Source organism: Pseudomonas sp. OST1909 (assembly GCF_015277575.1).
Lineage (GTDB): Bacteria > Pseudomonadota > Gammaproteobacteria > Pseudomonadales > Pseudomonadaceae > Aquipseudomonas > Aquipseudomonas synxantha_A.
Genome location: NZ_CP063780.1, coordinates 4,219,589 through 4,243,471, shown reverse-complemented (window position 1 = coordinate 4,243,471; position 23,883 = coordinate 4,219,589). Strand labels below are relative to the sequence as shown.

The 23,883-nt window shown below is 62.1% G+C and carries 23 protein-coding genes; 13 read left to right on the top strand and 10 right to left on the bottom strand.

Annotated features, from left to right (window positions below; translation table 11 throughout):
• Positions 1-88 precede the first annotated feature (88 nt).
• Positions 89-856 carry an SDR family oxidoreductase gene (locus IH404_RS18280; protein ID WP_005789500.1) on the top strand — a complete coding sequence of 256 codons (768 nt, stop codon included), beginning with the start codon at positions 89-91 and terminating at the stop codon, positions 854-856.
• A gap of 208 nt (positions 857-1,064) precedes the next feature.
• Here IH404_RS18280 and IH404_RS18275 read toward each other — a convergent pair whose 3' ends face one another.
• Both IH404_RS18275 and IH404_RS18270 read right to left on the bottom strand, forming a co-directional pair.
• Positions 1,065-1,661, bottom strand: coding sequence for a glutathione S-transferase family protein (locus IH404_RS18275; protein WP_194438674.1), 597 nt, complete (start codon positions 1,659-1,661; stop codon positions 1,065-1,067).
• 85 nt (positions 1,662-1,746) lie between these two features.
• Complete coding sequence (locus IH404_RS18270; RefSeq protein ID WP_194440694.1) at positions 1,747-2,733, bottom strand: AraC family transcriptional regulator; 987 nt, start codon at positions 2,731-2,733, stop codon at positions 1,747-1,749.
• A 65-nt stretch (positions 2,734-2,798) separates the two neighbouring features.
• Here IH404_RS18270 and IH404_RS18265 point away from each other — a divergent pair, with 65 nt between their 5' ends.
• On the top strand, positions 2,799-4,025 hold the full coding sequence (locus IH404_RS18265; protein ID WP_194438672.1) for an MFS transporter: 1,227 nt from the start codon (positions 2,799-2,801) through the stop codon (positions 4,023-4,025).
• A 42-nt stretch (positions 4,026-4,067) separates the two neighbouring features.
• A complete protein-coding gene (yghU, locus tag IH404_RS18260; protein ID WP_194438670.1) occupies positions 4,068-4,898 on the top strand; it encodes a glutathione-dependent disulfide-bond oxidoreductase in 831 nt (276 codons plus the stop codon).
• Positions 4,899-4,958: 60 nt separating this feature from the next.
• Here the strand turns inward: yghU and IH404_RS18255 are convergent, their stop codons facing one another.
• Genes IH404_RS18255 through IH404_RS18245 form a run of 3 tightly spaced genes read right to left on the bottom strand, consistent with a single transcriptional unit; the run spans position 4,959 to position 7,700 of the window.
• Positions 4,959-5,885 carry a sugar ABC transporter substrate-binding protein gene (locus IH404_RS18255; RefSeq protein WP_194438669.1) on the bottom strand — a complete coding sequence of 309 codons (927 nt, stop codon included), beginning with the start codon at positions 5,883-5,885 and terminating at the stop codon, positions 4,959-4,961.
• Between the two features lie 19 nt (positions 5,886-5,904).
• Positions 5,905-6,684 (bottom strand): TIM barrel protein, encoded by a 780-nt coding sequence (locus IH404_RS18250; protein ID WP_194438668.1) that lies wholly within the window; start codon positions 6,682-6,684, stop codon positions 5,905-5,907.
• Positions 6,681-7,700, bottom strand: coding sequence for a Gfo/Idh/MocA family oxidoreductase (locus tag IH404_RS18245; protein WP_194438667.1), 1,020 nt, complete (start codon positions 7,698-7,700; stop codon positions 6,681-6,683). The genes IH404_RS18250 and IH404_RS18245 overlap by 4 nt, the downstream gene beginning before the upstream one ends.
• Positions 7,701-7,883: 183 nt before the next feature.
• Here IH404_RS18245 and IH404_RS18240 point away from each other — a divergent pair, with 183 nt between their 5' ends.
• Positions 7,884-9,845, top strand: a complete 1,962-nt coding sequence (locus tag IH404_RS18240) for a sigma 54-interacting transcriptional regulator (RefSeq protein WP_194438666.1) — start codon at positions 7,884-7,886, stop codon at positions 9,843-9,845.
• A gap of 540 nt (positions 9,846-10,385) precedes the next feature.
• Here the strand turns inward: IH404_RS18240 and IH404_RS18235 are convergent.
• Positions 10,386-11,435: a LacI family DNA-binding transcriptional regulator gene (locus IH404_RS18235; protein ID WP_194438665.1), complete on the bottom strand. Its 1,050-nt coding sequence runs from the start codon at positions 11,433-11,435 to the stop codon at positions 10,386-10,388.
• Positions 11,436-11,598: 163 nt separating this feature from the next.
• On the opposite strand from IH404_RS18235, the gene IH404_RS18230 reads away from it, so the two are divergent.
• The 5 genes from IH404_RS18230 to IH404_RS18210 are packed head-to-tail and all read left to right on the top strand — an operon-like array spanning position 11,599 to position 16,045.
• Positions 11,599-12,693: a fatty acid desaturase family protein gene (locus IH404_RS18230; protein WP_005789481.1), complete on the top strand. Its 1,095-nt coding sequence runs from the start codon at positions 11,599-11,601 to the stop codon at positions 12,691-12,693.
• Complete coding sequence (locus IH404_RS18225; RefSeq protein ID WP_005789479.1) at positions 12,690-13,013, top strand: MocE family 2Fe-2S type ferredoxin; 324 nt, start codon at positions 12,690-12,692, stop codon at positions 13,011-13,013. Before IH404_RS18230 ends, IH404_RS18225 begins: the two co-directional genes overlap by 4 nt.
• Positions 13,013-14,212, top strand: coding sequence for an FAD-dependent oxidoreductase (locus IH404_RS18220; protein WP_032803626.1), 1,200 nt, complete (start codon positions 13,013-13,015; stop codon positions 14,210-14,212). Before IH404_RS18225 ends, IH404_RS18220 begins: the two co-directional genes overlap by 1 nt.
• A 1-nt stretch (position 14,213) precedes the next feature.
• On the top strand, positions 14,214-15,032 hold the full coding sequence (locus IH404_RS18215; RefSeq protein ID WP_194438664.1) for a sugar phosphate isomerase/epimerase: 819 nt from the start codon (positions 14,214-14,216) through the stop codon (positions 15,030-15,032).
• A gap of 50 nt (positions 15,033-15,082) precedes the next feature.
• Positions 15,083-16,045 carry a Dyp-type peroxidase gene (locus IH404_RS18210; protein ID WP_194438663.1) on the top strand — a complete coding sequence of 321 codons (963 nt, stop codon included), beginning with the start codon at positions 15,083-15,085 and terminating at the stop codon, positions 16,043-16,045.
• Here IH404_RS18210 and IH404_RS18205 read toward each other — a convergent pair.
• Entirely contained in the window at positions 16,042-16,914 is an 873-nt protein-coding gene (locus IH404_RS18205; RefSeq protein ID WP_005789472.1) for an undecaprenyl-diphosphate phosphatase, read from the bottom strand. The genes IH404_RS18210 and IH404_RS18205 overlap by 4 nt on opposite strands.
• A 48-nt stretch (positions 16,915-16,962) precedes the next feature.
• Here IH404_RS18205 and IH404_RS18200 point away from each other — a divergent pair, with 48 nt between their 5' ends.
• On the top strand, positions 16,963-17,601 hold the full coding sequence (locus tag IH404_RS18200; protein WP_194438661.1) for a GNAT family N-acetyltransferase: 639 nt from the start codon (positions 16,963-16,965) through the stop codon (positions 17,599-17,601).
• 487 nt (positions 17,602-18,088) lie between these two features.
• Here the strand turns inward: IH404_RS18200 and IH404_RS18195 are convergent, their stop codons facing one another.
• The gene (locus IH404_RS18195; RefSeq protein WP_194438659.1) at positions 18,089-19,027 is read right to left on the bottom strand and encodes a GlxA family transcriptional regulator; all 939 of its coding nucleotides are present in this window, start codon (positions 19,025-19,027) and stop codon (positions 18,089-18,091) included.
• 173 nt (positions 19,028-19,200) lie between these two features.
• On the opposite strand from IH404_RS18195, the gene IH404_RS18190 reads away from it, so the two are divergent.
• The 3 genes from IH404_RS18190 (at position 19,201) to IH404_RS18180 (ending at position 21,713) form a co-directional block, all read left to right on the top strand.
• Positions 19,201-19,830 carry a TetR/AcrR family transcriptional regulator gene (locus IH404_RS18190; protein WP_032880456.1) on the top strand — a complete coding sequence of 210 codons (630 nt, stop codon included), beginning with the start codon at positions 19,201-19,203 and terminating at the stop codon, positions 19,828-19,830.
• Positions 19,827-20,504 carry a type 1 glutamine amidotransferase domain-containing protein gene (locus IH404_RS18185; protein WP_194438657.1) on the top strand — a complete coding sequence of 226 codons (678 nt, stop codon included), beginning with the start codon at positions 19,827-19,829 and terminating at the stop codon, positions 20,502-20,504. Before IH404_RS18190 ends, IH404_RS18185 begins: the two co-directional genes overlap by 4 nt.
• A gap of 78 nt (positions 20,505-20,582) precedes the next feature.
• The gene (locus tag IH404_RS18180; RefSeq protein WP_005789462.1) at positions 20,583-21,713 is read left to right on the top strand and encodes an alkene reductase; all 1,131 of its coding nucleotides are present in this window, start codon (positions 20,583-20,585) and stop codon (positions 21,711-21,713) included.
• A gap of 71 nt (positions 21,714-21,784) precedes the next feature.
• Here the strand turns inward: IH404_RS18180 and IH404_RS18175 are convergent, their stop codons facing one another.
• Together IH404_RS18175 and IH404_RS18170 are read right to left on the bottom strand one after the other, a co-directional pair.
• On the bottom strand, positions 21,785-22,783 hold the full coding sequence (locus IH404_RS18175; RefSeq protein ID WP_194438655.1) for an NAD(P)H-quinone oxidoreductase: 999 nt from the start codon (positions 22,781-22,783) through the stop codon (positions 21,785-21,787).
• A gap of 223 nt (positions 22,784-23,006) precedes the next feature.
• A complete protein-coding gene (locus IH404_RS18170; RefSeq protein ID WP_005789458.1) occupies positions 23,007-23,825 on the bottom strand; it encodes an alpha/beta hydrolase in 819 nt (272 codons plus the stop codon).
• Positions 23,826-23,883: the final 58 nt, after the last annotated feature.

Sequence of the window (23,883 nt, the reverse complement as noted above, 5' to 3'; positions counted from 1 at the left end):
GATATTTCACCGGTTATCCAGCAGATTTATAGCCTTTAACGCCGATTTCGTAAAATAAAATAAGACTAATTGATCGAGGCACTACGTTATGAGTACTGAGCACGCCATTTATCCCGACCTCAAGGGCAAGAGCGTATTGATCTCCGGCGGGGCGTCAGGGATTGGCGAATTCATGGTGCGGGCCTTTGCCGCCCAGGGTGCCAAAGTGGCGTTTGTGGATCGCGCGCAAAGCCAGGGTGAACGCTTGGCGGCGCTGCTGAGTTCCAAGGGCCACACGGTCGAGTTCGAGTGCTGCGATATTACCGATGAGATTGGCTACGGTGCGGCAATCCGGCGCTTCGAGCATTCCCTCGGGCCGATCACGGTGCTGGTCAACAACGCGGCAAATGACGTGCGCCACAGTCTGGAAGAAATCGACTCGCAAATGTTCGACCGGTTGATCGCTGTCAACCTCAAGCACGCCTTCTTTGCCGCAAAGGCGGTGGTGCCAATGATGAAAGAGGCGGGTGGCGGCTCGATCATCAACCTGGGCTCGGTCGGCTGGATGATGGCGTCTGCCGGCTACCCGGTGTACGCCGCCAGCAAGGCCGCCGCCCACGGCATGACCCGAGGCCTGGCGCGGGAGCTGGGGCCGAGCCATATCCGCGTCAACACACTGGTGCCGGGCTGGGTGATGACGGAAAAACAATTGGCCATGTGGGTGGATGACGCGGCTCGGGAGTTGATCGCCCGTAGCCAGTGCCTGCCTGGCAGTGTGATGCCGGAACACATCGCCAATATGGCCCTGTTTCTGGCCTCGAATGCCTCGGCGATGTGTTCGGCGCAAAACTTTATCGTTGACGGCGGCTGGGTGTAGAAACGCGATTCCAAAAAATTGTGAAGATCGCGAGTGGGAGGGGGCTTGCCCCCGATAGCGGTGGGTCAACCCACATCAATGTTCGCTGGGCCGACGTCATCGCAGGCAAACCAGCTCCCACATTTAGATCCTGGGGTGTCAGGTAGAGATGCGCCGGCTGTCAGGCCGTCACGGGGGCAAGCCCCCTCCCACATATGAACTGCGATGCTTAGGCGATTGGGTAGCGTTTGAACGCTGGGTGCTGTTCCAGGCGTTCAGCATGGCGCTTCAGGTTGGGGAACGCATCCGACTTCACCACCGACGCCACGGTGAACTGGCTGAACGACCAGGCGACCGCTGCTGTAATGGATGCCTGGGTCAGCGCTTCACTGTCTGCCAGTTGCTTGTCCAGCAGGGCATAGGCCGCCAGCAATTGCCCACTGACGCGTTCGATCCACGGTGCATGTAACTTTTCGGCTGGGCGCAGGTTGTGTTCATAGACGATCTGCACACTCTTTTCACAGGCTGCAAGGGCCAGTCCGAGCAGTTGCAGGTCGTGGGCGCGTGCTGCCGGTTGTTGGGGCAGTAGCTTCTTGTCAGCCGGCGCCAGTGCTTCCAGGTAATCGAGGATCAGGCTCGAATCCATCAGCACCATCCCGTCGTCCAACACCAGGGAGGGGGCTTTGACCACGGGGTTGATCTGGGCAAATTGCGCGTAGGTGCTGAACACCGACAGCGGTTCATGCACAAACTCCACCCCATACAAGTCCAGGGAAATCGCCACGCGGCGTACGTAGGGCGAGTCCAGCATTCCGACCAGTTTCATGCAGCCTCCATTGCTTTCGCGGTGTGATTGGCTGACGAGATTAAGGCTTCATGATCAGGGTGCGCAATGCTTGAAGGGGCGGTCGCTACATTGAACTGCGGGCCGCCCCGGGCGGTTGCCCGGTGATGCGCTTGAAGGCACGGCTGAACGCCGCCTGGGAGGTGTAGCCGAGGCGTTGCGCGACGGTTTCGATGGGCATGCGCTCCAGGCTCAGCCACTGCGTGGCCAGGCGCATGCGCAGTTCCGTAGCGTAGCGCAACGGCGGTATGCCGAGGATGGCCTGGAAGCGATCGGCAAATACCGAGCGCGAGGTATGGCATTGCGCGGCCAGTTCCGCCACGCTCCAGTCGCGGCCCGGCTGCTGGTGCAGGGCGAGGAGGGCGCGGGCCAGGCGTGGATCGCGTAGCGCCGCCACCAGGCCCGAGGCGTTGCCACAGGCGCATTCGACCCAGCCGCGTACGATCATCGCCGCCACCACATCGGCCAGGCGCGCCAGGATGCCGGCATAGCCGATGCGGGCCGTGGAGACTTCCCGTTCCATCACCGCCAGGATCGGCATCAGGCCGGGGTAACGCTGGCCCCCCGCATCGATCAGCATCAGCGCCGGCATCAGGTTGCCGAGCCCCTGGATGCTGCCGAGTTCGAACTCCATGCAGGCACTGAACAGCAAGGTGCTGGGCGTCGCGTTAGGGGAAGCATCCACGGCGCAGACCGCATCCCCCAACGGGGCACTGTCGAAATCGCCTATATCGTGCACACCGGCGCTCGCATCGGATAACAGTGCATGCGCGCCACCATGGGCGATGAACACCGCATTGCCCGCCGACAGTTCGAAAAGGTCGCCATCCTCGCCGCGCAAGGTCACGTGGCCGGCCGCGAGAAAGTGGAAATAGGCATGGCCGGGCTTGGCGTCAAAGCCCATGCCGAAGCTCGGCCCGGCCTGGATGCGGCGGTACTTCACACCGCGCAGGCGCATGCCGCGCAGCAGCTCATTGATCAGGTCGGAAGACAGGGTAAAAGCATGCGCGGCAGTCATGTTCGGGGTTTCGGTCAATAACTCAAGGGTTTGCATCATAGATCATCCGGGCGGGCAAACCTAGACTGGCCGCCTTGCCAATGATCCGAGGATGACCTGTGATGAATGACAATGCAGCCCAAGCCCCTGCCGGGATTGTGACGGAGCCGGCCTGGCTGGCGGTATTTTCTTTGGCGATGGGGGTGTTCGGCTTGCTGACGGCGGAGTACCTGCCGGCCAGTTTGTTGACCCCCATGGCCTTGGACCTGGGGGTCTCGGAGGCGCTGGCCGGCCAGGCCGTGACGGTGACGGCAGTGGTGGCGTTGTTTGCCGGTTTGCTGGTGCCCGGCCTGACCCGAAGCATCGATCGGCGCGTGGTGCTGCTGGGGTTCTCCACGCTGATGATCGCCTCCAACCTGCTGGTGGCGTTGTCTTCCAGCCTGACCGTACTGCTGTTGATGCGCATCCTGCTGGGCATCGCCCTGGGCGGTTTTTGGAGTATGGCAGCGGCAGTGGCCATGCGTCTGGTGCCGCCGGCCTCGTTGCCCCGGGCGCTGTCGATCATTTTCAGTGGCATTGCGCTGGGTACCGTGGTCGCCGTGCCGCTGGGCAGCTATCTGGGTGGGCTCTATGGTTGGCGCAGTGCGTTTATCGCGGCGGCTGCCGTGGGTGGGGTGACCCTGGCGTTCCAGGCGCTCACCCTGCCGCGCCTGGCGCCCAACGGCGCTGCGCGCCTGCGCACTGTGCTGCAAGTGCTGCTGCGTCCGGGCATCGCCATGGGCATGTTCGGCTGTGTACTGGTGCACACCGCGCATTTCGCGTTGTTCACCTATATTCGTCCGTTCCTGGAAAGTACCACCGGCGTCGATACCCAAGGGCTGGCCCTGATGCTGCTGGGTTTTGGCGTAGCGAATTTCGTCGGCACCTTGCTCGCAGGTTGGTTACTGGTGCGCCACCCGCGTGGAACATTGGTGTTGATGCCGGTGCTGGTGGGCATTGCGGCACTGGCCCTGGTCTGGCTACCGGTATCACTGCCGGGCCAGGCGTTGCTCCTGGCGCTGTGGGGCATGGCGTTTGGCGGTGTGCCGGTGGCGTGGTCCAATTGGGTCGCCCGTGCCGTGCCGGACCAGGCCGAAAGTGCCGGCGGCATGGTGGTTGCGTCGGTACAGTCGGCGATTGCCGCGGGGGCTGCCGGTGGTGGTTTGATGTTCAGCGTCAGCGGCATCGGCGGGGTGTTTGTCGGCGCGGGTGTATTGATGCTGTTCGCGGCCTTGCTTATCGCCCTGCGCGTACAGGTGCCTCGACAAGACGGGGAGGCCGGTGTGACGCATCACCCGTCTTTGGTTTAGTCTGGAACGCTTCGTTTATCGCAATCCCTGAGGAGCAGTGGCATGGCTGATTATGTACCCCCAAAGGTCTGGACCTGGGACACCGAAAGCGGCGGCACCTTTGCCAGTATCAACCGGCCCATCGCCGGTGCTACCCACGAAAAGGCGCTGCCAGTAGGCAAGCACCCATTGCAGCTGTACTCCCTGGCTACGCCCAATGGGCAAAAGGTCACGATTCTGCTTGAGGAATTGCTGGCGCTGGGGCACACCGGTGCCGAATACGACGCCTGGCTGATCAAGATCGGTGACGGCGACCAGTTCGGCAGTGGCTTTGTGGGGGTAAACCCGAACTCGAAGATTCCGGCGCTGATGGACCACAGTGGCGCCACGCCGATTCGGGTGTTCGAGTCCGGCGCGATCCTGCAATACCTGGCCGAGAAATTCGGCGCGTTCTTGCCCAGCGAGCCTGCGGCCCGAGCTGAATGCCTGTCGTGGTTGTTCTGGCAGATGGGCAGCGCACCTTACCTGGGCGGAGGTTTCGGACATTTCTATGCCTATGCACCGAGCAAGATGGAGTACCCGATCAACCGCTTTGCCATGGAAGCCAAGCGCCAACTGGACGTGCTGGACAAGCGCCTGGCGGTGAGCGAGTACATCGCCGGCGATGAGTACACCATTGCCGATATCGCCATCTGGCCCTGGTACGGCGGGCTGGTCAAGGGCCGCTTGTATGGCGACTCGGCGGAGTTTCTCTCGGTGCATGAATACAAACACGTGCTGCGCTGGGCCGACGCAATTGACGCCCGGCCAGCGGTGCAGCGCGGGCGGCGGGTGAATCGGGTGTCGGGTGAGGAGCAGTTGCCCGAACGGCATGACGCGAGTGACCTGGACTGATTCAGAGCCAGTGTGGGAGGGGGCTTGCTCCCTCCCACACGGGATCTCCTTGTCTTCGGTTTATTTGTAGCGCTGTTCGAACACTACCACCTGCTCAGGCGTGATCAGTTCAAACGGCACCCACACTTCGGCTTCAATCGGTTCGCCCTTGATCATCTTGATCGCCGCTCGAACCGCCTGGGTCGCCTGGGCCTTGGGGTCCTGGAACACTGACGCAGCAAGCAGCCCACGCTTGATCGCGGCCAGGCCGTCGGGCAAGCCGTCGATGCCGACGATCGCAATCTCGCCCTTGGCCTTGCCCGCTTGCTGCAATGCCATGGCTGCGCCAATCGCCATTTCATCGTTGTTGGCCACGATCGCATCGAACTGCGTACCTGCCAGCAGCCAGTTGCTGGTCAGGTCCATGCCTTTGTTGCGTTGCCATTCGGCGCTTTGCTGTTCAACGATCTTGATACCGGGAAAGTCCTTGAGCACCTGCCTGGCGCCTTCGGTGCGGTCATGGGTGGCATTTTGCGCGAGGTCGCCCATGATGATCGCCACATTGCCTTGGCCACCGAGTTTTTCTGCGAGGTAGCGCATCTGCAGTTGTCCGGCCTCGATGTCGTTGGAGGCCACCGTGACTACGCCCTTGGGCAGTGTGCGTTCATCCGGGTGACGGTTGACGTACACCAGTGGCGTCTTGGCCGCCACGGCGGCTCGGGTGATATTGGCAGTGGCGGCGGTGTCGACCGGCAGCACGATCACCGCGTCGACTTTCTGGTTGAGAAACCCCTCGACTTGATTGAGCTGGCGCACCACATCGCCTTGGGCGTCTTCGAACTGGATCTGCACGTCCTGCTGTTTCGCCGCAGCCTCCAGGCCGCTACGCACATAGGTCATGAAGTTATCGTCAACCCGGGCAATGCTTACGCCGATGCGATAGGCGGCGAAGGTCCATTGGCTGAACAGCAACAGCAGCGCGGCCACTAGCAATGAATAACGATGCATAAGTGTGTTCCTTTTATTGTTATAGGGTGAATGCCTGGCGGAAGCGCTCCAGGGCCACTTCGCTGGTGCCGCTGGCCCAGCCCTCCAGGCCGACCACGCCGGTGTAGCCCATGGCGTGCAGCGCACGGGCAATGGCCGGGTAGTGGATTTCGCCGGTGCCGGGTTCCTTGCGCCCGGGCACGTCGGCCACCTGGATTTCACCGATGGCGCCGCCGGCGCGCTGGATCAATTCGATCAGGTTTCCTTCGCCTATCTGCGCGTGGTACAGGTCCAGGTTCATCTTCAGATGCGGGCTGCCCACGGCTTCGATCAGGGCCAGAGTGTCGTTGGCGCGGGCGAAGGGCGTACCGGGGTGATCGACGGCGGTGTTGAGGTTTTCCAGCAGGAACACGTGGCCGGCGTCTTCCCCCAGGCGCGCGATTCTTTCCAGGGTCTTGCAGGCGCTCAGCCACATGCGTCCGGTGGTCTGGCTGACCGGCTGCACCGGCAAGCCGCCGTCACCCAGGCCGGTGCCGTGCAGGTTGAGGCTGGGGCAATTGAGGCGCTCGGCGATGCCCAGGGATTCGCGGGCGCTGTCGAGCAGTTGGCGGCTGCCTTCGGGGTCGGTGAGGGTGCCGCTGATGTAGCCGGTCATCGAGGTGAAGTTCGCGCCGGTCGCGGCCAGGGCGTCGATGTCCTTGTCGGTCCAGCTCCAGATTTCGGCGCTGAACCCCAGGGCGTGGATACGTTTGACCCGTTCGATGAAGGGCAGGTCGAGAAACACCATCTCGGCGCTGACGGCCAATGTGAACGGCATCATGGGCGTGCCCCTTGCACGGCCACGGCCTTGCCGGTCTCGTACGACTCAATGCAGGCGCGGGCAATTGCCAGGGCTGCACGCGCATCCTCACCGCTGGCCAAGGGCTTGGCGCCGCTGCGCAGGCAGTCGACGAAGTGGTTGAGTTCGGCAATGTAGGCGTCGCGCAGCAGGTCAGTGTCCATCCGCTGGGTGTCGGCCTGGATGCCCTGGGCCAGGTAGCGCACCAGGTCGCAGTCATTGAGGCTGCCCATGCTCAGCATGCCCTGGCTGCCGAACACTTCACCGCGTACATCATAGCCATACACCGCCTGGAAGTTGGCCTCGGCGGTGGCAATGGCGCCGTTGTCGAAGCGGATCGTGACCACTGCAGTGTCGAGTAAACCTTGGCTTTTGTACGCCGGTGCGATCAGCGCGTCGGCCATCACATAGACCTGCACCGCTTCGGCGCCGGGATTGAGGTAGCGCAGGGTGTCGAAGTCGTGGATCAGGGTTTCCAGGAAGATCACCCATTGTGGTGACGCGGCTGGGTTGTTCAGCGCCGGGTCGCGGGTCAGCGAGCGCAGTAACTGCGGCGTGCCGATGCGGCCGGCTGTGACATCGAGGTGGGCGGCACGGAAGCTCTTGGCGAAACGCCGATTGAAACCGACCTGCAACGGCACGCGGGCGTCGGCGGCAGCGGCGATGGCGCGATCGGCTTCATCCAGGGTGATCGCCATGGGTTTTTCGCAGAAGATGCCCTTGCCGGCACGGGCGGCGCTGATCACCAGGTCGGCGTGGCTACGGGCGGGGGAAGCGATAAGCACTGCGTCGATATCGGGGTCGTCCAACAGCTGTTGTGGGTCGGTGTAGACCTTGTCCACCCCCAGCTCTGCTGCCAGGCGTGCGGCCTGGCCTGGAGTTGGGTCGGCGATGGCGGCAAGGCAGGCGCCGGGGATGTGGCGGGCCGCCGTAAGGCCGTGGAAGCTGCCCATGCGACCGGCACCGATCAATCCGAGGCGGATGTTTTGTGTACTCATGAAGTGACCCCTTTTTATTGTTGGCCGCAGGACGGTCCTGGCTGGCATAGAGGCAGGAGCAAGGGTTGTGCCAAGTCATAACGCACTGATTTTTAAGAGTTTATAAAATAGACTAAACAAAATGTGTTCATTCAAATGACATGCCTATACTGACATGTCAAAAACATGAACATGGATACCTCGATGACCCTGACGTTTAGCGGGCAAGACCTCGATTACCTCACGGCCCTGGGGCCTGCTGCGCTGAATGACGGCCCCGTCGCTGCATTGGAGCAGGGCTGGCGAGCGTGTCTGTCTGGCCAGGTCGAGCGCCCGGCCGGGGTGCGCCAGGTCATCTGGGATTCCTGGCGGCGCAGTATCGAGGCGGGTATCGATCCCGATGACAGCCACTACCGTTTCGTTGCCGCCCAAACGCTGGCGGCTACCCTGGCCAATCACCGCGCACTGATCGCCGCTGCCGCGCAGGTCATGCACGGCCTGCTGGCCTATAACCCACGCGGCCATATCAACCTTACCGATGCCGAGGGCACCACCCTGTATTTCTGCGGGCTGGACATCACCCCCGTGGGGAGTCGCCTGCTGGAATCGGTACAGGGCACCAACTGCACCGGCCTGGCCCTGGCCGAAGATCGCTTGGTGTACGTATTGGCCGAGGAGAATTTCGCCGGCGCCCTGCGCCAGCGCCGCATGCACTGCGCCGCTGCGCCGATCAAGGATGCTCAGGGCCAGACACTGGCGATGCTCACGCTGACCGCCGAGCCCGGCTGGTTTCATTTCCATACTCTGGGTACCGTCCAGGCGGCAGCCGAAGCGGTGTCGCGGCAGATGGCGCTGCAGGTGTTGCTGGAAGAACAACAAGCGGTGCTCGAAGTGCTGAACGAAGGCTTGGTGGTGCTGGATGAGCATGGCTGCATCAAGGCGCTCAACCGCTATGCGCGGCAGTTGTTCGGGGTGGGGCTGGAACTGCTCGGCAGTCCGTTCCAGCGCCTGGGGTGCAATGAGTTGAGCGACGCGCTGGGTGAGCCGGTGCGCGACCTTGACTGCACCTTTGAGCTGCGCGACCGCAGCCCGCTTGCGTGCCTGGTTTCGGTATGCCCGCTGGAGCAGGGTGGGGTGATTGTGTCAGTGCGCGAAAACCGCCGCATCCGCGAAATCACCCGACGCATTGTCGGCACCCAGGCCCGCTATACCTTCGACACCATCCAGGGCTCCTCGCGGGCGATCCAGGACGCGCTGCACCTGGGGCGCATTGCCAGTCGCGGTGACGCCACCACCTTGATCCTCGGCGAAAGCGGCACTGGCAAGGAGCTGTTCGCCCAGGCCATTCATAATGCCAGCGAACGTTGCAACGGCCCGTTCGTGGCGGTCAACTGCGGTGCCATCCCCCGGGACCTGGTGCAGAGCGAACTGTTTGGCCATGTCGAAGGCGCGTTCACCGGCTCGGCGCGAGGTGGGTCGGCGGGCAAGTTTGAATTGGCCGATGGCGGCACCATCTTCCTGGATGAAATTGGCGACATGTCCTTCGATGCCCAGGTCAGCCTGTTGCGGGTCTTGCAGGAAGGCGAAATCACCCGCGTAGGTGCGAAAAATTCGCGGCCAGTGGACGTGCGCATCATCACCGCTACCCATCGCAACCTGAGCCAGGCAGTGGCCGAAGGCGCGTTTCGTGAGGATCTTTACTACCGCCTCAATGTGTTGAACCTCACGGTGCCACCCTTGCGTATGCGCCGCGAGGATATCCCGCTGTTGGCACGGCATTTCCTGCAGCGCTGTGCGCGTTCGTTGCGTAAAGCGGTGCAGGGTTTCTCGCCGGACGCGTTGGCCCTGCTGTCAGCCCATGGTTGGCCGGGCAATGTGCGTGAATTGGAAAACGCCATTGAACGGGCGACCAACCTGGCGATGGGCGAGTTGATCCAGCCGGCTGACTTGCCGCTGGAAACTCAGCAAAGGGCAGCGCTGCGCCTTTACCAGCCCCAGCCCGCGCAGGATCTGAGCAGCCATGAACTGCATGCCATCGTCGCTGCATTGAACAACACGGGCGGCAATATTCGCCTGGCCGCCCGGCAACTCAACGTGTCGCGGGGTGGGCTGTACAACAAGATGGGGCGGTTTGGTTTGAGTGCAGGGGATTTTCGCGGGCGGTGAATGATTGTCCGTGTGCAGATTAAAGGTGGGGGCTTCGATGGCGGTCTGACAGCCGACCTGGATGTTGGATTGGGCCGAGTACATATCCGTTATCTGGGTAACGGCTGCTATTGGTTCCGCTCTTACAGCGGCTCACTTTTGAAAAGCGCAAAAGTAAGCAAAACGCTCTTGCCCCACCACTCGGCACCTCGCTTAGGCTCGGTGTGCCCGTAATCCGACCTGGATTTGGGGGGCCGCCGCCACGCGCCATCCATGGCGCGGGGCGGCTAAACCGGCATCCCTGCCGGTTTACCCCCCAAATCCAGGTCGGATTACGGCCAGCGTGGTTTGACGGGGCGCCTAAGATCAAAAGCAGATCAAGATCAAGATCAAGATCAAGAGCGGCTCGCTTCGCATCGTGGTTACGGTCGGCAGCTACAAAGTTGCGTAGATCCCATGCCGCGATAGCGGTGTGTCAGCCTCTGAATTTTTGACGGGTTCATCACCGTCGGGGCAAATCGAATCGTCGCACCGCCCCTCCCACATTGTGTTCTTTGTGTATCAGGTGCCCATGTTTTCCGGGGTCACTATCTGCGGTGGTATATGCACCCGATGCCGCACCGGATCGAAGCCTTCGTCATTCAGCAACTGCACCAGCAGTTGCACCAGCGCCGCCGCTGTCTGCCGCGGCTGCGAGTCCATTACCACATCGATCAAGCCGCGGCTCAACGCCTGGCGCGACAGCTCAGTCGACTCCTGCAGAATGCAACACAACGTCGGGCGCTTGGGCAGTTGCGCCAGGGCGTTGATCACGCCGTCACCGCCGCCGCCCACCACGCACAGGCCGCGCAGGTCGGTGTGGCGGGCGAGCAGGTCGAGGGTGGCTTCCTCGGTGATGTCGCAGTTATCCAGGTTGATCAGCGGCTCCAACGGCTTGAGGCCCGGCGCGTGTTCGGCCAGGTAGCTGTGCAAGCCCTTGACCCGTGCCTGGTGCCCGAGAAAACGATGGCCGCCAAGCAAAATGCCAACGCTGCCTTTGCGTGCGCCGCAGATGTGTGCCAGCAGCCAGCCCATGGTGCGCCCGACTACGTGGTTGTCCTGGCCCACATAGGGTTCGAGGGCCTGTTCATGGATATCCGACAGCAGCGCAACCACTGGTAAGCCGGCTTCACGGATCTGCGCCAGGCAGGCGTTGATCAGCGGATGGGCGAAGCTGACCACCGCCAGGGCGTCGCACTGCACCGCCAGTTGCTCGATCTGCGCGACGATGGCATTCGGTGAACGGTCGTTGATGTAGTCGAACTGGCAGCTCAGGTTGGCGGTGGCGTGATGCTGCGCGGCATCGCTGATGGACTGGGCGAGGTTGGCATAGAAGGCCTGGGCGGTGCCCAGCAACAGCACGCCGAAACGGTAGGTGGGGCGCCGTTCGCGGATGCGCTGGCCGATCAGTCGTGCAGCGAAATAACCCACGGCTTCGGCGGCCTGGAACACCTGTTCGGCCGTGCCCGGGTTGACCGGGGCGCGGGCGTTCAATACCCGGTCGACGGTGGCCACGCTAAGCCCCGCGTGGGCGGCGACGGTGGCGATGGTTGGGCGTTTATGGTTGTGCATTGGCAGGCCCCTTGAGCGTCTTGATAGAAAACTATCAAGCTCCGCTGGGCCTGGATGATAGCTTGATAGGGAATGGATTCAAGGCCTTGAGGGTGATTTGGCTGCGCTCTATGGTTGGTTCCGCAAAGCACCTGAAACCCTACGCTTGCGGAGAACAATAACAATGCCTGAACACACCGCTTACCGCGCTCGGCGCGACTACAGCCTCACTGGCCCTGAAGCGGCCCGCGCCGCCGAAAAAGGCCTGGTTTCGGCCAACTGGTACCAGTCGCCCATCTCGCGCAAACGCATGAAAGAACTGATGCAGCGCCGCGACGCTCCGGCCTTGCTCGACACCGCTATCTGGGTCTCGACGCTGTTGGTCACAGGCTTTGGTGGCTATTGGTTCTGGGGCTCCTGGGCCTGCGTACCGTTTTTTCTCGTCTATGGCGTGCTCTACGGCACGGCGTCCAACCCGCGCTGGCACGAAACCGGGCACGGCACTGCGTTCAAGACCCGCTGGATGAACGACGGGCTGTACCAGGTGGCGAGCTTCATGTGCCTGTTCGAACCTCACGTGTGGCGCTGGAGCCATGCCCGTCATCACACCGACACCATCGTCGTCGGCCGCGACCCGGAGATCGTCGAGCCGCGCCCGCCGAGCCTGTGGATGATGGCCCTCAGCCTGTTCAACCTGCCCCTGGCCTGGAAGACCTTCAGCGGCGTGGCCCGCCATGCGCTCGGGCGCATGAGTGCCCAAGAGCAAGACTTCATCCCTGAATCCGAATGGCCCAAGGTATTGCGTGCCGCACGTATATGGATTGGGATTTATGCGCTGATCATCGGCGCCGCGTTGTACCTGCACAGCTGGCTGCCGCTGATGCTGGTGGGGCTGCCCAGTCTCTATGGTGCCTGGCTCGGCTACCTGTTCGGCCTCAGCCAGCATGTGGGCCTGGCTGAAGATGTGCTCGACCATCGCAGTAACTGCCGCACCATCTACATGAACCGGGTGCTGCGCTTTATCTACATGAACATGAACTACCACCTCGAACACCACATGTACCCGATGGTGCCTTACCACGCGCTCAGTCAACTGCACGAAGAGATCCGCAGCGACTGCCCAGCGCCGTATGCCAATCTGTGGGAGGCCTACCAGGAAATCATTCCGACTATTTGGCGCCAGCGCAGCGACCCCAGCTATTTCGTCCAACGCCCGACCCGTGGCGAGGGAGCTTGCTCGCCACACAGTAAAAGCCAGTCATTGGAGATAAATGCATGAACGATCAATGGATCGACGTCTGCGCCGTGGGCGAAATAGAAGCAGAAGACGTGCTGCGCTTCGACCACGGTATTCACACCTACGCGGTGTTCCGCTCTGCCGAGGATGAATTCTTCGCCACCGCCGGCCTGTGCACCCACGAGAAAATCCACCTGGCGGACGGCCTGGTGATGGACCACGTGATTGAATGCCCAAAGCACAACGGGCGCTTCGATTACCGTTCCGGCCAAGCCCTGGGCGCGCCGGTGTGCGTCAACCTCAAGACCTACCCGGTGCGGGTCGAAGCGGGGCGGGTACTGCTCGCTGTCACGGCCGGATGATGAACCAGGCCCTGATCATCGTCGGCGCTGGTCATGCCGGTGGACGTGCGGCACTGACCTTGCGTGAAGAAGGTTACAGCGGGCGCCTGATCCTGATCGGCGATGAAGCGCACTTGCCCTACGAACGCCCACCGTTGTCCAAAGGCGTGCTGCAAGGCTCGACGGACCTGGCGGAATGCAGCCTGTGCGACAGTGCACGGTTGGCGGCATTGGGCATCGAGCATATCGCCGGTAACCCGGTGAGCCGCCTGGACCCGCAGCAACACCGGCTGCAACTGGCCGACGGCCAATGGTTGACCTATACCGGCTTGTTGCTGGCTACCGGTGGCCGGGCGCGACGCTTGCCCGAGGCGCAGGCCCCTGTGCTTTACCTGCGTACCCACGATGAAGCCTTGGCTCTGCGTGATAAGTTGCGTCCCGGCACCCGCCTGGTCGTGGTCGGTGGTGGCTTTATTGGCCTGGAGGTGGCGGCCACCGCACGAGGGCTGGGGTGTGAGGTCACGCTGCTTGAAGCCGGGCCACGCTTGGCGAGCCGGGTGTTGCCGGCGCCGATTAGTGCCTCGCTGCTGGCGTTGCATCGTGATCAAGGTGTGGACGTGCGCTTGAACGTCGGCGTGGAATGCATCCACGCCGACGCCGTGCAACTGGTCGATGGGCAACGGCTGCCCTGTGACCTGGTGGTGGTCGGCATCGGCATGCAACCCAATATCGAGCTGGCGGCGGCGGCAGGGCTGGAAGTCGGTCAGGGCATTCGTGTCGACGCGCAATTGCGCACCAGCGCGGCGGATATCTACGCGGCGGGGGATGTCTGCGAGTTTCGCCTCGCTGGCGTCTTTCAGCGCCAGGAAACCTGGCGCAACGCCGAGGCCCAGGGGCGGCACGCCGCGTTGAACCTGCTGGGGCGAGCGCTGCCATTCGAGACGCTCCCCGGTTTCTGGTCCGACCAATACCACTGGGGTTTGCAGACTGTCGGGATGATGACTGCACGCACGGTCAGCCGTGCGTTGCCTGGGGGTGGCCTGTTGCTGTTTTACCTCGACGACGATGCCCGGTTGCAAGGCGCGTGCGGCTGGGCGCCGGGCAACGGTGCGGCCAGGGACATCAAGCTGTGCGAGCGCCTGATTGCCGCGGGCACTGTGCTCGACCCGGGCAGCCTGGCAGATGCCGATGTGTCCCTCAAACCACTGTTGCGAGGCTGATATGCGCCAACTTCTGGTATTCCAATCGATGTGGGCCATGCAAACCGAGCCCGGCAGCCTCGAAGCGCAACTGGACCGCATCGCCGCCGCTGGTTTCGACGGCATCACCGATCATTACTGGACGCTGGCCGCAGTCTCGCGCTTGCATGCTGCCGCCACGGCCAGGGGCTTGCAGATCGAAGGTCAGCTGTTCCCGCAATCGGTGGACGATCTGGCCAGGGCATTGGAAGTGACCGGCCGCTACGGTTGTCACCACCTGACCCTGCAAGCCGATGTGCGCCCGCGTACCCAGGTTGAGGCGGCCAGGCTGATCGAAGGCTGGCAGCGCCTGGCCGAACAGGTGGACTTCCCGATCCTGCTGGAAACCCACCGTTATCGACTGACCAACGACCTGCTGTTCACCCTCGACCTGCTGGCGCAAATGCCCGACCTGAAACTGCTCGCAGACCTGTCCCACTACGTGGTTGGCCGCGAGTTGCCCGAGCCCGGCAGTGTGGAAGACGACGAACAGATACGCACCATCCTGCGTCATAGCTGGGGCTTTCATGGCCGCATCGCCAGCAGCGAACAGGTGCAGGTTGGCCTGGATTTTCCTCAGCACCAGCCTTGGGTCGAGCGCTTTACTGGCTGGTGGCGCTATGGGATCGACGACTGGCTGACCCGTGCCGACGCGCCCCAGAGCCTGCCCTTCACCTGCGAACTGGGCCCGCCACCCTATGCGATCACCGATGCAATGGGGCGAGAACTCACTGATCGCTGGGCCGAGGCGCTCAAGATGAAAGCGCTGATTCGCCAGGTGTGGGCCAGTTGTCACGGCTGATCTGCTAACCTGCGTCGGTTCAAACCGACCTTAGCCTATGGATCTGCCTGATGAAAACCTGCCCTGTCCAGCCACCTCTCGAACCGCAGTCCGTGTGCCACCCGATCACCAGCAGCGCGATTTTCATGGTCGCCACCCTGGCCCCCGACGCGGCTGAAAACGTGCGTGGCTGGTGTGCCGACATCGCCGGCCTTGTGCGTTCGGTGGGCAAGCGCGTGCCGTCGGGCAACCTGACCTGCGTCTGCGGCTTTGGCTCGGATGCGTGGGACCGGCTGTTCGGCGCCCCACGCCCTGCGTCGCTGCATCCGTTCCGCGAATTCGGTGTAGAAGGGCGCAAGGCGGTGTCGACCCCGGGCGATATCCTCCTGCATATCCGCGCCGAGCAGATGGACCTGTGTTTCGAGCTGGCGACCCAATTGATGGCCGCCTTGGGCGATAGCGTCAAGGTGGTGGATGAGGTCCAGGGTTTCCGCTATTTCGATATGCGCAGCATCATCGGTTTTGTCGACGGCACCGAAAACCCGGTAGGGCGCAAGGCCGAAAGATTCACCCTGGTCGGTGACGAAGACCCTCAGTTCGAGGGCGGCAGCTACGTAGTGGTGCAGAAATACCTGCACAACATGAGCGCCTGGAACGGCTTGACGGTAGAAGCCCAGGAGAAGGTAATCGGGCGAACCAAACTGGCAGATATCGAACTGGACGAAGAAACCAAGCCGAGCAACTCTCACAGTGCCTTGACCGTCATCACTGACGAGAACGGCGAGGAAGTGAAGATCCTGCGCGACAATATGCCCTTCGGCCGCCCCGGCGCCGGCGAGTTCGGCACCTACTTCATCGGCTACGCACGCTCGCCGCAGCCTCTGGAGCAGATGCTGGAAAACATGTTCGTTGGCCGCCCGGTCGGCAACTATGACCGCTTGCTCGACTTCAGTACGGCAGTGACCGGTGGTTTGTTCTTCGTGCCCTCGGCCGATCTGCTTGAAGCGCTGGCCGACCGCGAACCGGCGGCTTAACTCAACAACCCGCTGCTGACCGCCACAATCAGGAAGATCCCCAGCAGCGCACGGTAGATCACGAACGGCCAGGTGGAGAAGCGCTCCAGGAACTTCATCAGGCCCCAGATCGCAAAGAACGCCGAGATGCTCGCCACCACCAGGCCGAAGATCAAGTGCGGCCAGGCGTGGGCAGGCATGTCGGCGCGCAGCAGCACCCACAGTTCTTTCAAACCCGCCAGGGCAATGGCCGGCAGGCCCAACAGGAAAGAAAAGCGCGCCGCTTCCTCACGTTTGAAGTTCAGGAACAGCGCTGCGGTCAGCGTGGAGCCCGAACGCGACACCCCAGGAATCAACGCGCCGATCTGCGCCACCCCCACGATCAGCGCATCGCGCAAGCGCATTTGGCTTACGTCGCGGGTATGGCGGGCGCGCACTTCGGCCAGTGCCAGCAACACCGCCATCACCACGCAGGAAATGCCGATCACCATCAGCCCGCGCAATGGCGAGTTGCATGCATTCAGGGTCGAAGACAGCGCCAACCCGGCAATGCCAATCGGGATAGTCGCCAGCACGATCGCCACCGCCAGTTTGAACCACCGATCGTTATAGTCGCCCCGGCGTACCGCACTGATACTGCCGGTGGTGACCTGGCGCACATCCCGCCAGAAGTAACTGACCACTGCCGCCAGCGCGGCCAATTGCATGGCCGCCGAAAACGCCGAGCCCGGGTCTTGCCAGCCGAGCAGGGCGGGCACCACGCGCATATGGGCGGTGGACGACACCGGCAGCAATTCGGTGATGCCCTGGATTACCCCCAGGATGAAAATTTGCAGGTAATCCAGGGAGGCAAAGCCCACATCCAGGCCGGCGGTACAGACATTGGTCACAATACGTGTCCTTGAGCGAAAGGTGGAAACCGGCGAAGTTTATTCTAAATGTTTCAGGAATTTGGCCAGGGCAACCGCTATTTGCATTCGGTTCAGCCAATAGAAAGGATTCGACAAGCCATTGGCGTGGCAGGCACTTTTGTGAACAATGGCGCCCTGCGTTTTTCCACCGAGAGCCCCATGCCTGAAACCACCGTTGAATTGATCCAGACCGGCCCTGAAGACGCCGAGCTGATTCGCAATCTGTACCAGTACTACGCCTACGAGTCTTCGGATTGGGAACAGGAAGATGTCGAAGTCGATGGCCGTTTCTATATCCATGACGAACACTTGGCCCGCTACTGGCAAGACCCGCAGTGGAGCGCCAACCTGTTGCTGGTCGATGGCTATATCGCTGGTTTCCTGTTGATTGAAGGCAGCGAACTGCCGGGTATCGACGCGTTGGAGCTGGCCGACCTGTTCATTCTCAAACGCTATCGTCGCAAGGGCATCGGCCGTGCCATCGCCAGCCAGGTGCTGTGCAGCGGCGCGGCCAATTGGCTGGTGCGTTTCTATGATCAGGACGAGGTATCCCAGGCATTCTGGCGCACCGTGCTGGATAACCTGCCGCGTCCGGTGCAGATGATGGAACTGGAGGATGATCCGCAGTTGGTGAGCTACCTGATTACCCGGGCGTCATTGCACTGATGCCCCGTGATTCGAATGGGGGGGGCGGTAAATGTGGGAGGGGGCTTGCTCTCGATGGCGGCCTGACAGCCGACCAGGATGTTGGATCAGACCGAGTACATATCCATTCCTGCGGTAACGGTTGATATTGGTTCCGCTTTTACAGCGGGTCACTTTTGAAAAGCGCAAAAGTAACCAAAACGCTCTTGCCCCACCACTCGGCACCTCGCTCAGGCTCGGTGTGCCCGTAATCCGACATGGATTTGGGGGGCCGCCGCCACGCGCCATCCATGGCGCGGGGCGGCTAAACCGGCATCCCTGCCGGTTTACCCCCCAAATCCCTGTCGAATTCCGGCCAGCGTGGTTTGACGGGGCGCCTCAGATCAAAAGCAGATCAAGATCAAGATCAAGATCAAGAGCGGCTCGCTTCGCATCGTGGTTACGGTTGGCGAATGCAAAGTTGTGTAGATACCTATGGTAATCGGGGGCAAGCCCCTCCAACACGGGCCTAGCCTGGATTGAACAGCACCTGCTGCATCGCCTGGGGCGGCTGCCCGAATGCCCTGAGGAACGCCTGGCGCATGCGCTCGCGATCACCAAACCCGGTTTCGCGGGCGACCACTTCCACCGGGTGGCGGCTGGTTTCCATCATGGCCCGGGCCGCTTCCACCCGCAGGGCTTCGATGGCCTTGGCCGGGGTTTGCCCGGTTTCTTCGCGAAACACTCGGCTGAACTGGCGCGGGCTGAGCCGGGCGACGTCGGCCAGGGCGTCGACTGACAAATCATGGGTGAGGTTTTCACGCGCATAGGCCAGGGCCAGTTGCACGCGGTCGGATTTGGGGTCCAGTTCCAGCAAGGTCGACAATTGCGATTGCTCGCTGCCGCGGCGCTGGGCTATCACCAGCTTGCGTGCGATGCGGCGCGCAAGGTCGCTGCCCAGGTCGTTCTCCACCATCGCCAGTGCCAGGTCGACCCCGGCGCTCATGCCGGCACCGGTCCACACCTGGCCGTCCACCACGAACAACTTGTCTTCTTCCAGGCGAATATCCGGGTAGCGCTTGCGAAACGCCGGCGCGTGGATCCAGTGGGTGGTGGTGCGTTTGCCGGCGAGCAGGCCCGCTTCTGCCAGCACAAAGATGCCCATGCATAAGGAGGCCACCCGGCGCGACTGTGCCGACGCTGCCTTGACCAGTTCCAGCAGGTTGGCCTCCGGTAGGCGAAACTCCAGATAGCCGCTGACGATCAGAGTGTCATAACCCTCTGGGCGGATGGCGTTGGTATTGACTGAAAAGCCCTGGGAGGTCATCACCGCGCCGCCGCTTTCCGATACCAGGTGAAACTCATAGGCCGGCTCACCGCGCAGCAGGTTGGCGCACTCGAACACCGAGCCCAGGCTAAGGCTCAACGACTGGAAATTCGGGTAAACCATCAGCGCAACGCTGTGCATTGCATCTCTCCAAGGGGCAGGGGAGAGGGGATTGTCGGCGTGTACCAGGCAAACGGCAACCGACTTTGGCGCATGTCCGGAATCCTTGCGGATATGACATTGTGAGTGGTTGCCTCGCTGCCTAACATGGCCCCAACGAACTAGACGACTGGTCTAATCGCACGGAGGCAAGCATGAGCAACGCAAGCAGCAGTGCACGGCAAGCGATTCTTGAACGTGCGCAATCCATCGTCGGTGCCAAGGGATTTTCCGCGGTGGGCTTGAACGAAATCCTGCACGCCGCACAAGTGCCCAAGGGCTCGTTCTATCACTACTTCAACTCCAAGGATGCGTTTGGCGTGGTGTTGCTCGATACCTATTTCGACCAGTACGTCGAAGGCATGCAGCAGCTGTTGGATCAGCCGGGTTTAACCCATCACGCCAAGTTGATGCGCTATTGGCAAGGCTGGATCGACAACCACACTGGCTGCACCGATACCGGCAAGTGCCTGGCCGTCAAGTTGGGGGCTGAAGTCTCCGACCTGTCAGAACCCATGCGATTGGCGTTGCAGCGCGGTACTTCGCGCACCATCGAGTTACTCGCGCTGGCCCTGGAGCGCGGGGTCGAAGACGGCTCGCTCAGGTTCGAGCACGCCCCGCACAGCCTTGCCAAGCGCTTGTATGCGCTGTGGCTGGGAACCAGCGTCATGGGCAAGATCACCCGTACCACTGCGCCGTTCTGCGAGGCGCTGCTGCTGACCCAACAGTTGTTGGGCGGCCCTGAAAACCCTGCTACTCACATCGATCGAGGCACTGGAAAATGAAAGTATTAATGGTACTGACCTCTCACGACCAGCTTGGCGATACCGGGCGCAAGACCGGCTTCTGGCTCGAAGAGTTTGCCGCCCCTTATTACGTGTTCAAGGACGCTGGCGCCGTTGTGGTGCTGGCTTCCCCAGCTGGCGGCCAGCCGCCGTTGGACCCGAAGAGCGATGAGCCGGATGCGCAAACCGAGCAGACAGAGCGCTTCAGGAAAGACCCGGTTGCGCAGTCGGCCCTGGTTGGCACGGTGAAGCTGGAAACGGTCAACGCCGCCGACTTCGACACCCTGTTCTACCCTGGCGGCCACGGCCCGCTGTGGGACCTGGCGGAGTCGCCGGTGTCCATCGCGCTGATCGAGGCGTTCGAACGGGCCGGCAAACCCATCGGATTTGTCTGCCATGCACCGGGTGCCTTGCGCCACGTCAAGGCAGTCAACGGTGAGCCGTTGATCAAGGGCCGCCGTGTGACCGGGTTCTCCAACTCGGAGGAAGCCGCGGTGCAATTGACCGATGTTGTGCCGTTCCTGATTGAAGATGAATTCAAAAAACTGGGCGGCAAGTATGAGAAGGGTGCCGATTGGCAATCCTTTGTGATTGTCGATGGCTTGCTGGTCACTGGGCAGAACCCGGGCAGCTCCAACGAAGTGGCCGTGGAACTGCTGGCACTCAGCGCTTAAGTTAATAAACCGAGGTACGCACTGGCGACTCCCAGGAGTCGCCAGGGTTTTCGTTCGTCCTGAATCTGGAATATCCCCATGCCTGACTGCATTTTGAACACCCCGATAAAGCTGGGGCATCATCGCTTGAACAATCGCGTTGTGCTGCCGCCGCTGACACGCCAGCGCAGCGCCCAGCCGGGCAATATCGCCACCGACCTGATGGCCGAATATTACCGCCAGCGTGCCAGTGCCGGCTTCATGGTCAGCGAGGGTACGCAGATCGAGCCGCGCGGCCAGGGCTACGCATGGACGCCGGGCATCCATACACCGGCGCAGATCGAGGGTTGGCGCAAGGTGACCGCAGCGGTACATGCCGAGGGTGGGGTGATCTTTGCCCAGCTATGGCACGTGGGGCGGGTGTCCCATAACGCCTTGCAACCTGGCGGCGCTGCACCGGTGGGGCCGTCTGCACTGCCGGCGCTGCAAGCCAAAGCCTTTATTGAAACCGGTCCGGGTGTGGGTGAGCTGGTGCAGCCACCCGTGCCTCGTGCGTTGAGCCCGCTGGAAATCGACGAGTTGGTCGGACACTACGCCCAGGCTGCTCGCAATGCCCTGGACGCCGGGTTCGATGGTGTGGAAATCCATGCGGCCAACGGCTATTTGGTCAACCAGTTCATCTCGGCCCACTCCAACATCCGTGAGGATGAGTACGGCGGTTCGCTGGACAATCGCCTGCGCTTGCTGCGCGAGATTGTCGAGGCGGTGTGCAAGGTGGTGGGGCCGCAGCGCCTGGGCGTGCGCTTTTCGCCGCTGTTCAGTGGCACCGATCAGGATCGGGTCTACATTGGCCTGGTGGAAGAAGACCCGCACCGTACCTATATCGAAGCGATCAAAGTGCTGGAAGCGTCGGGCATCGCCTATGTTTCCATCGCCGAAGCCGACTGGGATAACGCGCCGGACCTGCCTGAAACATTCCGCCAGGCCGTGCGCCGCACCTTCAGCGGCAGGATCATCTACGCCGGCCGCTACACCGCCGAGCGCGGTGCACGGTTGGTCGAGGCTGGGCTGGCGGACCTGATCGCCTTCGGACGGCCGTTCATTGCCAACCCAGACCTGCCCCAGCGGATTTTCAATGGCTGGCCATTGAATGCGTTGAAGGCAGAGGGCTTGTATGGGGGGACTCAGGCGGGGTATGTGGATTATCCGGTGTATGCCGAACCGGAGTGACACACGCCCCTCCCACATTTGTGCCGAGTACCGTCAAACTTGGCCGGTCGCCAAGGATTGAGGAAAGCGCCTCACTCCACCCGCAACACAATCTTGCCAATGTGATCCCCACCTTCCATTCGCGCATGGGCCTGGGCGGCGTCGGTGTATGCGTAGACCTTGTCGATGATCGGCAGGCAGCGCCCGGCGCTGAGCACCGGCCACACGTATTCGCGTAGCTGTTCGGCAATCGCGGCCTTTTCTTCGCGGGTGCGGGCGCGCAGCAGGGAGCCGGTGATCACCGCGCGTTTGGCGAGGATGGTCAGCAGGTCGACGTCATGAGCCTTGCCGCCACCGAGGAAGCCGAGCATCACCAGGTGACCGTCCATGCCCAGGGCCTTGAGGTTGTTGTTCAGGTACGAGGCACCCATGATGTCGAGAATCACATCGACGCCTTTGCCATCGGTCTGTTGGGCAATGACCTCGGCAAACTCCTGTTCGCGGTAGTTGATCGGTTCGGCGCCCAGCTTGGCAATCGCGGCACATTTGTCGGCGCTGCCGGCGGTGGCGAATGCCTGGATACCGAACTCCTGGCAGAGCATCAATGCGGTGGTGCCGATGCCGCTGGTGCCGCCGTGGATCAAGGCGCGCTGGCCTTTATGGGCACCGCCGAGGCCGAACAGGTTGGCCCAGACCGTGAAGAAGGTTTCCGGCACGGCGGCGGCCTGAATCCAGTCCATGCCCGCCGGGACCGGCAGCGCCTGGCTGGCCGGCACCGCACAAAACTGCGCATAGCCACCGCCATTGGTCAGGGCACACACCTTGTCGCCCAGGCTGTATTCAGTCACGCCAGTGCCCAGCGCCACCACTTCACCGGCCACTTCCAGCCCGGGAATCGGGCTCATGCCGGGTTTCATCGGGTATTTGCCGGCGCGTTGCAGCGCGTCTGGGCGGTTGACCCCGGCGGCGTGCACGCGAATCAGAATTTCACCTGGCCCGGCCACTGGCACGTCGGCGCGACGCGGCTGCAAGACCTCGGGGCCGCCAGGCGTGGTGATTTCGATCAGGGTCATTTCTTGGGGGAGCGTCATGGAAAAGTTCCTGTAGCGATGAGCGTATGGGTTGGGACCGTAGCGCGGGGTCGGCAGTTCAGCAAGATCATGCCGGGTTCTTTCGGCAATGCAACCGCTGGCGACAACCGCGGGATTTCAGCACAAGCCTGCAAGTACGTTGGCGCGGTTTCGGACGCGTTTCGCCTGAGCAAAAAAAAGCCGGGCGAACCCGGCCAAACAAGGAGAGGAGGTTGCAAGCGGTTCAGCGGCTGAGGAACGCCAACAGGTCTTCATTGAGCTGCTGGGTGTGGGTCGCGGCAAACCCGTGGGGTGCATCCTTGTAGACCTTCAGTTGCGCGCCGTTGATCATTTCGGCAGCCACCTTGCCGGTGGTTTCGAACGGCACGATCTGGTCGCCGTCGCCATGGATCACCAGGGTCGGCACGTCGATTTTGGCCATGTCCGGGCGGAAGTCGGTTTCGGAGAAGGCGCTGACGCAATCCACAGTCGACTTGAGCGAGGCAAGCATGGCGATCTGCAGGGTCTGGCTGAGCACACCCTCCGAGACTTGCTGGCCCTTGTTGATACCGAAGAACGGCGTATTGAAATCGCTGATGAATTGGGCGCGATCCTTCAACAGGCCGGCCTTGATGCCATCGAACACCTCGGTGGGGACGCCTTGGGGATAGTCCGGTTGCTGGCCGAAGATCGGCGTCACGGCACCCAGCAACACCAGGCCGGCGACACGAGCGCTGCCATGGCGGGCGATGTAGCGCGCCACATCACCGCCACCCATGGAAAAGCCCACCAGGGTCACGTCCTTCAGGTCCAGGTGTTCGATCAACTGCGCGATATCGTCAGCGAAGGTGTCGTAGTCGTTACCGGTCCAGGGTTGGTCCGAGCGGCCAAAGCCACGGCGGTCGAACGCGATAGTGCGAAAGCCGCGGCTGCTCAGGTACTCCATCTGGTATTCCCACATGTCGGCATCCAGCGGCCAGCCGTGGCTGAACAGCACGGGCTTGCCGCTGCCCCAGTCCTTGAAGTAGATCTGGGTACCGTCTTTGGCAACGAAGGTGCTCATCTGAATCTCCTTGCTTGAGTTAAAAAAGCGCTGAAAAAACCGTATCACTATTGCCGTT